Raw genomic sequence first — 8,605 nt, forward strand, 5'->3', positions numbered from 1 at the left:
GGGCAGCGTCGGCATTGCCAAACGGCTTGGCATGTCATCTTTGCTGATCGGCCTGACAGTCGTGGGCTTTGGCACATCGACGCCGGAGCTGCTGGTATCGGTGCAGGCGGCGCTGAACGATGTGCCGGCCATCGCCATCGGCAATATCGTCGGATCGAACATCGCCAACATCCTGCTCATCGGTGGCCTGACCTGTCTGGTCTGGCCAATCCGCGTGTCGGGCGCCACGCTGAAGCGGGACACAGGCGTGATGATCGCGGCGGCATTGGTGCTGGTCCCGATTTTCGTGACCGGGCAGATGGGACGGCTGACGGGGTTCCTACTGCTGGCGGGCCTGATCGGCTATCTGGTCTGGGCCTATCTGCAGCCGGGTGACGCGGCCGAGGATGATGTGGACGGCACAGTGCCCAAGTCGATACCGGTGTCTGTCCTGTGGGTGGTCGGCGGGCTGGTCGTGCTGATCTTCGGTGCGCGCTTCCTCGTCACGGGCGCCACAGACATTGCGCGGGACTTTGGCCTTTCCGAAGCGTTTATCGGCCTGACGATCGTGGCCGTGGGCACGTCGTTGCCGGAACTGGCGACCTCGATCATCGCAGCCTTCCGCAAACAGTCAGAAATCGCCATCGGCAACATCGTGGGGTCGAACATCTTTAACGTGCTGGGCATCCTCGGCGTCACGGCGCTGATCGCGCCCATCCCCGTTGAGGCGCGGTTCCTGACGTTCGACCTGCCTGTGATGATCGCGGCGTCCGTGCTGTTCGCTGCTCTGCTGCTGACGCGACCGATTGTCGGACGCGTGCTGGGTGTGGGACTGCTGATCCTGTATGTCGTCTACGTGTATTTCGCGCAGTAATCTGCTCGACGCGGACGTGCTGCACGGGTTGATCGTCAGGCTGGCATGAGCAGACCCGCGCCATGACCAGACCGATCACCTCGCGGATCGACAATCTGTGCTGGCGTCGATGCGCTGAGCTCTGGTGCGGACATCGCCAACCGATATGCAATCAAATCTCGTCGTCGATCTGCGTCACGTGGCGAAAGTATCCGTAGGGTTCGAAAGATGCCCCAAGAGCACCGATGACGACGCTGAGCGAGGCGGTCAGCGCAGACAGGCGGATGCGGACGGAAGCTGTCTCTGCGCTTGATACGTCTGTCCACGACGCGATGAGCGGATCGCCGAACAGGCCAACCGCAAGAATGAAAGCCAAGGCGAAGACGGCGGCATAGGTCACGGCCATGCCCGCGCCGACGGCGATGACCGTCCCAGCGATGCTTACCACCCGCTGCTCGCGAAGCGGTCCCTGCCGGGACGCAACAAGGTGCTGGACCCTGATGAGGTAGACGCTGGTGACCGCAACGGCAGCGAGCGAGAGAACAACGATAGTAGCGGCCGAGAGATTGGCAGCCACCTCCCAGGATTCCGCCGTCATGACGAGGACGGCGAGCGCCGAACCGGCGGCCGTCGTTAGGCGCCGCAGCTTCAGCGGGAAGCTCCAAGGGCGCATCCGCAGGATCGCTCTGGGAAGCGCGCTTCGGTTTTGCCAAAGCGAGCGCGCGTAGAACCCAATGCTGCCCTGCCGCTCTTGCCACATCTCTTCGACCCGAAGGTCGGCGACCTCTTCCATGCGCTTCGAAAGGTCAGCCACCACCGCCGGCTTGAATCCGTCCATTCCGTCAAGATCCTCCGCGTTTTCCACCTGACGCAACCATGTATCGGAACGATGCGGGACATGCCCGTTAAGGCGCCCGAAGAGGTGCATGGCAAAGGCGTGGATTCGTGAGGCAAGAGGCGCGTCTTGATGCTCTGGATCATCAAGGAAGGCCGTCGAGATGAGCGCCGTCGCAAAGATGCCGGACGTCATGCCGAGGACACGCGAAAGCTCTCGCCCGTGAAGCTCTCGCGCCGTGACGACAAAGACGAAGTCCCAACCTCGCAGGTCGCGATCAGCCTCGGCCACATCAAGAAGACGTACTGGTTCGATCCGGCCGAATTCGGCCGCCTCTGGGCGGTCGCGCGTCTCGGTCACCCAGTCGAAATCCGGCATGCAGGCGGCGAGCGAGCCTTGCACGGCGGCAGCGGCCGTTCGGGCAGCCTCACGCTTTTCGGACGTCAGATCGCCTTCAAGAAGCCAGCCGATTTCCACCTTGGGACGTAACTCAGCCGTCGGGGGCGTCTCCTGCTCGTTCGAACTCTGTCGCATGGCCGCTCCTTCAAATCGGTGCCGCGAGATCTGCCCGGAACCGCATCGCAAGAGCCGTAGCGGTTGCCGCAGCAGCCATGGCAGCCTGAAGATTGAGCATCGATGCGCGGCGAAAGGCGGTGATGATCCGGTTCAAGTCAGCATGGTCGCGTTCTTCGAACCGAGATACCCGGCGCAGACTTCGGCTTCGCGAAAGATACCAGAACCAATCCGCCGCGGCCGCCGTGAAGTGACCGAGCGCGTCGAGAAGTCTGGTCAGAATAGCCATGATTATTTCCTTCCGGTGTCGGTGCCGAAAACGCCTTGGGCATGTGGCGGTTTCTGATGTTGGTGCCGATGCGTCGCCGGCCAGTTTTTGTTTCCGCGAGGCGTGGATCAGCGCCATGACCCTGGGGGAGAGGGCGATGAAACAGCCAGAGAAGCAGCCGGCCCATCCCAGCTACCGTTCCCGACCGGATGACGTGCAGCAGCGCAGCTTGCCGCAGACCGCCGTCCACCCGGTGCGCGAGACCCTCAACCTCGTGGCGCGCGCGGCACGGATGGCCGGAAGGTCCGGTCGGTGATGATAGCGGGCGCTGCGAGTTGCCGCCGCCGGGCACGCATTATCCGGCGTCCGACCCAAATGCCAAACGCCATGCCCCCCGCCGCCAAAAGGATCGTGCCAAGGCTGGCGGCCTCCAGATGATTGGGTTCGATGGCGCGTTTCGCGGCATGCTTCACGCGGTCCTTCGGGTGCACCCGGTTCTGTGGCCAGTATCGCGGATCGAGGATGCGGCTGTCCGCCAGCGCACGTTCCAGCGGGTCAAGTGGCTGCGGCTCGACCGGATGCAGGCTCCGCCCCTCGGGGGTCTGCAGCGCCTCTATCGCGCCAATGAGCGAGCCTTGCTCCTCCCACGCCGCCTGCACCGCGTCCGGGGTGCATGCCAGATGCTCGGCCAGCAGCGAAAGGGTGAAGTTACGGATCAGGGCGGTCTGCGTGTCCGAAGCGGCCTCAATGGCCATGTCGCATTCCGTGTCAAAGCCCATCGAGCGGTTGTCGATATTGCTTGATCCGATCTTGAGAAACCGGCCGTCGATCACGAACACCTTGGCATGGACGTAGATCGGCGTGCCATCCGCGTTGACAGGATGGAAGATCGAGAAGCGCCCGCCGCCACCGCGCGCCTCCGCCTCCCTCAGGCGCTCGATCATGCGGGAGCGCACCGAATGCATCGCTTCGTCCTCGAGGAAATTCTGGGCCGACTCTGGGTTGATGATGACGATCTCCGGTCCGACCGGGTCGGCCAACCGCGCCTCCATCGCCTCGCAAAGCGAGCCGGCAGCAAGATATTGGCTTTCGACATAGATCGTATGACGGGCGGCATGGATCGCGGCGAGGTAGAGCTTCTCGATCTCGTTCACCAGCGGGCCGCCGCGATAGCGCGGCATCGTGCGGGCGATGCCGACGTCAACGTCGTGGATGTCTGGTACGAGGTCGTCCGGCCATAGCGGGGTGCTGCCGGATTGCGGCACTGGCAATTCCTCTCCGGTTGCTGCTTGCCAGCGATTGCGCGACAACGCGGCAAGATCCTTTGCGACCGGACCTTCGAGCGCGGTGGTCACGTCGTGCCAGGGTTGGTGCAACGCGCCGTCAGGATCGATCCGGCCGTCATCGTCCGGTGCGTGGTCGCGCGTGTCCCAACGCCCGGTCGTCACGTCGATCCCACCGCAGAAGGCAAGGCGGTCGTCGATCACCACGATCTTCTGATGATGACAGGCGCCGGCCGGGTGATGACTGTCAAGCGCAAGGCGGATGCGCTTTGACGCCATCTTAAGGCTCATTGTCTCCCAAGCCTGGGTGGCGAGTTGGGTCATCATCGCGCCGTCCCACTTCAGGATATGCAGGTGCAGCGCGGGCTGCCGGTCCACCAACGCCTTGAGAAATTCGCCAAGCCGGTTGGGCAAGCCGTCGGGCGCGTTGCCCTCTGCGTCGCTCTTGCCCGGCACCATCTCGATGCGGAGGTCGAAATCCCAGCCGATCAGATAGACCGCCCGTTCGGCACGGGCCAGCGCCGCGCGCAGGTGTACAAAGTAGTCGGCCGCATCGACGATCAGGGCGAAGCGGCTCGCGGGCGCCACGCGCCAGCATGTCTCGCCCGGTCGGATCAAGGAGTCGGCTTGGTCATGGGTCGTCGGCATGGCTGTCCTCTTGTGTGTCTTTCGTCGGCGGTTCCGACCACTGGTCACGGACTTAACGGCGAACGCGCAGATTTGATCCGGGATTTTGCGATGAATCATGAGGCTGGCCCTATCGCATTTGGTCGTAGGCGCGTTTGCGTGTGGGGTTGTAGAGCATCTCAGTCGTCAAACACGTCCTGCCTTTCTGCGTTGGCCAGCTCCCGCTTCAGCCGCTTGATCTTTGCAGCTTGTTCCGCCACCTCCGATCTGACACGCGGCGGCGGCGTAAACTGCGCCTTCCGAGTGTACAGGGATTTGCTGTAATTGGAGGGGTCGTACGGATGCTGGTGCGACGCGCATGCCTCGAGCCATCAGATCAGGGCAGGCTAAAGGCCGCCGAAGCTGGTCGCGAAGCACGACGTCCGCGACGTTTCCCAGGCCTCGACGTCGACCAAGCGCCACCGGGTGTCGCCCGGCCTCAGCCTGACAGCGGCCGGAAAGGCACCGTCGCGCTTCCAGCGGTAAATGGAGTCGAGCGAGACGCCGAGGCGTTCGGCGACCTGTTTGGTATTAAGATGGACAGTCTGAACCACGTTGAAATCCCGTTCGCGGATGGCTGGTGTAAGTGGGCACTTACGTTATAGCCGCCACTCGGATGGGATTACGTGGATTTCTAAAATTTCTGATTCAAACTTTTATTGGTGGGATTATTGATGGGAAGGCCCAAATTTAGTTATGGCGGAGGCTCAGGGATTCGAACCCTGGGAGGACTTTCACCCTCGTCGGTTTTCAAGACCGGTGCATTCGACCACTCTGCCAAGCCTCCGTTGTGGCCCTCATAATGCGATGATTGTCCGTGGACAAGCAAGTTCACAGGTTGAGGAAATCCGCCGATACGCAGGCCGCTTTGTCTTTCTTTCATGCGAACACGGCGCTAAAGTCCGCTGGAATAACGGACGGCGTCTGCCGCGCCGAAAACAAAAGGTGGACCCGACACAGTGCCGTGCAAAGCGGCCAGAGGGCGACCAGAACAAGGGGGCGAGCAATGGTATCGGTTTTTCAGGCGACACTGAAATGCACGACATGGGCCGCGATGGCCATCAGTGCGGTCGCGCTGTCGGCATGTGACAACCTGCCGTCCTTTGGCAACGGCACCGCCGACACCGGTGCAGCCCCCATCGTCGCACCCGGCGACGGTGGAACCACCCGTGATATCGAAGCACCAGAAGTTTTCAACCTGACAGAACAGGGGTTGTGGGACGGTCGTCCATCGCTGGGCGGTGTCTGGGTCGCACATCCATCGGTCACGGACCCCGAACGCGTCATCATCCGCAACACGGCCAATGGGCGGTTCGTGATCGGTGCGCTGTTCCGGCGCGAACGCGAAAACCCCGGTCCAGCGCTGCAAGTGTCGTCCGACGCGGCAGAAGAACTGGGCATGCTGGCGGGCAGCCCCGTTCAGTTGAATGTCGTGGCGCTGCGCCGTGAAGAAGCCCCCGCACCCACCGAAACAGCCATCACCGATTTCGACGCGCCAGAGGTCATTGCAGCCGAACCGCTGGACGACGCCCCCGCCGCGTTGCCCACACCTGCGGCGCCCGTTGTTGCAGCAGCACCCGTGACCTCATCCGGCCTTGATAAACCGTTCATCCAGATCGGGATTTTCAGCATTTCGGAAAATGCAGAAAACACCGCCATCGCCCTGCGCAATGATGGCCTGTCGGCCAACGTGCTGACGCAGGAAAGCCAAGGCAAGACATTCTACCGTGTCACCGTCGGCCCTGCCCCGACCGCCGCCGACCGCGCCGCCGTGCTGGAAAAGGTCAAGACGCTGGGGTTCAACGATGCCTATGCGGTCACCAACTAGCCCCGAAGGATCCATCCTATGCCTGCCCTGTTTCACCTGTTCGCCATTGTCGTAGCACTGACTGGTACGTCCGTTGCGGCACAACAATTCGAAACGCAGGCCGAAGCTGGTTACGTCTTTGACATGACCACTGGCACCGTGCTGCTGGACAAGAACGCCGATCGGCCCTTGCCACCTGCATCCATGTCAAAGCTGATGACCATCTATATGGCGTTTGAAGCGGTCGCAGACGGGCGCTTGCAGATCGACGCAGAACTGCCCGTGTCCGCTGAAGCCGCGTCTTATGGCGGATCGTCCATGTTTCTGGACACCACGGATCGCGTCACCGTCGAAGACCTGTTGCGCGGCGTGATCGTGCTGTCCGGAAATGACGCAAGTGTGGTGCTGGCAGAAGCGCTGTCACCCGATGGCACCGAAGCGGGATTTGCCCGGATGATGACCGCGCGGGCGCGCGAAATGGGCATGAACAATTCGACGTTCCGCAATTCCAGCGGTTGGCCTGCGGACGGGCATGAAATGTCGATGCGCGATCTTGGCATTCTGGCAGAGCGTCTGATCGTGGATTTCCCAACCTTCTATCCGATCTTTGCCGAACGTGAATTTGCCTTTGATGGCCGCGTGCCGTCGAACAGTCAGAACCGCAACCCGATCCTGGGACTTGGTCTGGGGGCGGACGGGCTGAAAACCGGACACACCATGGAAGCGGGCTATGGTTTGGTCGGCTCTGCCACGCAGGACGGTCGGCGCGTCATATTTGTGCTGACCGGCATGGATTCGCCAGCCGAACGCGCGCAGGAATCAGAAAAGATCCTGAACTGGGCCTTCCGGCAATTCGCGGAACGCGATGTGGCAACCGCTGGGTCGCGGATTGCTACCGCCGATGTCTGGATGGGTGAAACCGACGAAATCGGCCTGACCGTCGCAGAAGACCTGCGTCTGCTACTTCCGGTTCTGGAAAGCGACAGTCTGGATGCCCGTGTGCAGTTTGACGACCCCGTGCAGGCCCCAATTATCGCCGGTCAAACGCTGGGCGAATTGATTATCGAAATCGACGGCCTGCCGGACAAGCGCATCCCACTGGTGGCCGACGCTGACGTGGCGCGCGGCGGATTCATGCCCCGGCTGCGCACCGCCGCAAAGGTACTTTTGGCAAAAGTCAGTTCAGCAACGGCTGACAGCGCCACCACCACAGGTGAAACCCCGGCAGAACCTGAAGACGCGGCATGATTGATGCCGGCCCCGCATCCGGCCGTTTTATCACCTTCGAAGGCATCGACGGGTCCGGAAAGTCCACGCAGGCCAAGCGGCTTGCGGACAGCCTGCGTGACGCAGGGCACGACGTGGTGCTGACCCGTGAACCCGGCGGCAGCACGGGGGCAGAGGAAATTCGCAATCTGGTGCTGACCGGCGATCCCGGGCGCTGGTCGGCCATGACCGAACTGTTGCTGTTCACCGCAGCCCGCCGCGACCATCTGGAAAAGACGATCCAACCGGCCCGCGACGCCGGACAGATCGTGATCTGCGACCGGTTTGCCGACAGCACCCGCGCCTATCAGGGGGCGGCGCGTGGCGATCTGCGCGAGGTCGTCGACCAGTTGCACGCTTTGACGATCGGTGTTGAACCCGATTTAACCTTTGTCATTGATATGGACCCCGCGACCGCACTGGCCCGCGGGCTGGCCCGCACCGGGGCAGAACAGCGGTTCGAAGACATGGGATTGTCGTTGCAACAAAGGGTGCGCGCCGTCTTTCTTGAATTGGCAAGCGACCACCCTGACCGTTGCATCCTGATCGACGGCAATCGCGACGCCGACACCGTCGCCGCCGATATCGCGCAGCGCCTGTGACCGACCTGCCCGAACCAGACCGCATCGCGGGCGCGCCGCATCCGCGCGACGCACGCCGCCTGATCGGCCAAGATGCCGCCGTCGCCGATTTTCTGGATGCCTTCAACGCGGGCCGCCTGCATTCCGGCTGGCTGATCACCGGACCGCGCGGCGTCGGCAAGGCCACGCTGGCGTGGAAAATTGCAACCTTTCTTCTAGCGCAGCGCGATGATGCTGGCGGCGGTCTTTTTGGGGATCCGCCCCCGGTCACTTCACTGGATATCGACCCCGAAAACCCCGACGCCCGGCTGATTGCGGCAGGCGCGCATCCCCGGCTGTATGTCCTGCGGCGTCCTGTGGATGACAAGACCGGCGCGCTGCGCGCCGACATCACCGTCGATACGGTGCGCGGCATGAAAGGCTTTTTCCAGATGTCGTCCACCGACGGCGGCCGCCGCGTCGTGATCGTGGACGCCGCCGACGAAATGAACCGCGCAGCGGCCAACGCCATCCTGAAAGAACTGGAAGAACCGCCTGCACGGACGTCGCTTTTG

9 protein-coding genes and 1 tRNA gene are annotated in these 8,605 nt (G+C 62.6%); 5 read left to right on the plus strand and 5 right to left on the minus strand.

All coding sequences use genetic code 11. The features are described from left to right. Positions 1-853, plus strand: an 853-nt coding sequence (locus tag GZH79_RS11560; protein ID WP_249219135.1) for a calcium/sodium antiporter, incomplete at its 5' end; no start/stop codon positions are given. A 151-nt stretch (positions 854-1,004) separates the two neighbouring features. On the opposite strand, the gene GZH79_RS11565 is transcribed toward GZH79_RS11560, so the two are convergent. The 5 genes from GZH79_RS11565 to GZH79_RS11585 form a co-directional block, all read right to left on the minus strand. Further along, positions 1,005-2,201 carry a hypothetical protein gene (locus GZH79_RS11565; protein ID WP_211643942.1) on the minus strand — a complete coding sequence of 399 codons (1,197 nt, stop codon included), beginning with the start codon at positions 2,199-2,201 and terminating at the stop codon, positions 1,005-1,007. 10 nt (positions 2,202-2,211) lie between these two features. Beyond that, positions 2,212-2,469: a hypothetical protein gene (locus GZH79_RS11570; protein WP_211643943.1), complete on the minus strand. Its 258-nt coding sequence runs from the start codon at positions 2,467-2,469 to the stop codon at positions 2,212-2,214. A gap of 245 nt (positions 2,470-2,714) precedes the next feature. Further along, complete coding sequence (locus tag GZH79_RS11575) at positions 2,715-4,379, minus strand: phospholipase D-like domain-containing protein (RefSeq protein ID WP_211643944.1); 1,665 nt, start codon at positions 4,377-4,379, stop codon at positions 2,715-2,717. Positions 4,380-4,744: 365 nt separating this feature from the next. Beyond that, positions 4,745-4,951, minus strand: a complete 207-nt coding sequence (locus GZH79_RS19035; RefSeq protein ID WP_211643945.1) for a helix-turn-helix domain-containing protein — start codon at positions 4,949-4,951, stop codon at positions 4,745-4,747. 143 nt (positions 4,952-5,094) lie between these two features. Next, positions 5,095-5,184, minus strand: a tRNA-Ser gene (locus tag GZH79_RS11585). 219 nt (positions 5,185-5,403) lie between these two features. Between GZH79_RS11585 and GZH79_RS11590 the strand changes: the two genes are divergently transcribed. The 4 genes from GZH79_RS11590 to GZH79_RS19040 form a co-directional block, all read left to right on the plus strand. Continuing rightward, positions 5,404-6,225: an SPOR domain-containing protein gene (locus GZH79_RS11590; RefSeq protein ID WP_249219136.1), complete on the plus strand. Its 822-nt coding sequence runs from the start codon at positions 5,404-5,406 to the stop codon at positions 6,223-6,225. 18 nt (positions 6,226-6,243) lie between these two features. Next, positions 6,244-7,452: a D-alanyl-D-alanine carboxypeptidase family protein gene (locus GZH79_RS11595; protein WP_211643946.1), complete on the plus strand. Its 1,209-nt coding sequence runs from the start codon at positions 6,244-6,246 to the stop codon at positions 7,450-7,452. Further along, a complete protein-coding gene (gene tmk, locus GZH79_RS11600) occupies positions 7,449-8,072 on the plus strand; it encodes a dTMP kinase (RefSeq protein ID WP_211643947.1) in 624 nt (207 codons plus the stop codon). The genes GZH79_RS11595 and tmk overlap by 4 nt, the downstream gene beginning before the upstream one ends. Then, the coding region (locus GZH79_RS19040; protein ID WP_349291192.1) for a DNA polymerase III subunit delta' at positions 8,069-8,605 on the plus strand (537 nt) is incomplete at its 3' end. The genes tmk and GZH79_RS19040, both read left to right, overlap by 4 nt.

Origin of the sequence: Loktanella sp. SALINAS62 (assembly GCF_018263905.1) — a bacterium.
GTDB lineage: Bacteria > Pseudomonadota > Alphaproteobacteria > Rhodobacterales > Rhodobacteraceae > Loktanella.

Coding starts and splice junctions, on each gene's coding strand:
- tmk (WP_211643947.1), top strand. CDS start 7,449: ATGATTGATGCCGGCCCCGCATCCGGCCGTTTTATCACCTTCGAAGGC.
- GZH79_RS11575 (WP_211643944.1), bottom strand. CDS start 4,379: ATGCCGACGACCCATGACCAAGCCGACTCCTTGATCCGACCGGGCGAG.
- GZH79_RS11595 (WP_211643946.1), top strand. CDS start 6,244: ATGCCTGCCCTGTTTCACCTGTTCGCCATTGTCGTAGCACTGACTGGT.
- GZH79_RS11565 (WP_211643942.1), bottom strand. CDS start 2,201: ATGCGACAGAGTTCGAACGAGCAGGAGACGCCCCCGACGGCTGAGTTA.
- GZH79_RS11570 (WP_211643943.1), bottom strand. CDS start 2,469: ATGGCTATTCTGACCAGACTTCTCGACGCGCTCGGTCACTTCACGGCG.
- GZH79_RS11590 (WP_249219136.1), top strand. CDS start 5,404: ATGGTATCGGTTTTTCAGGCGACACTGAAATGCACGACATGGGCCGCG.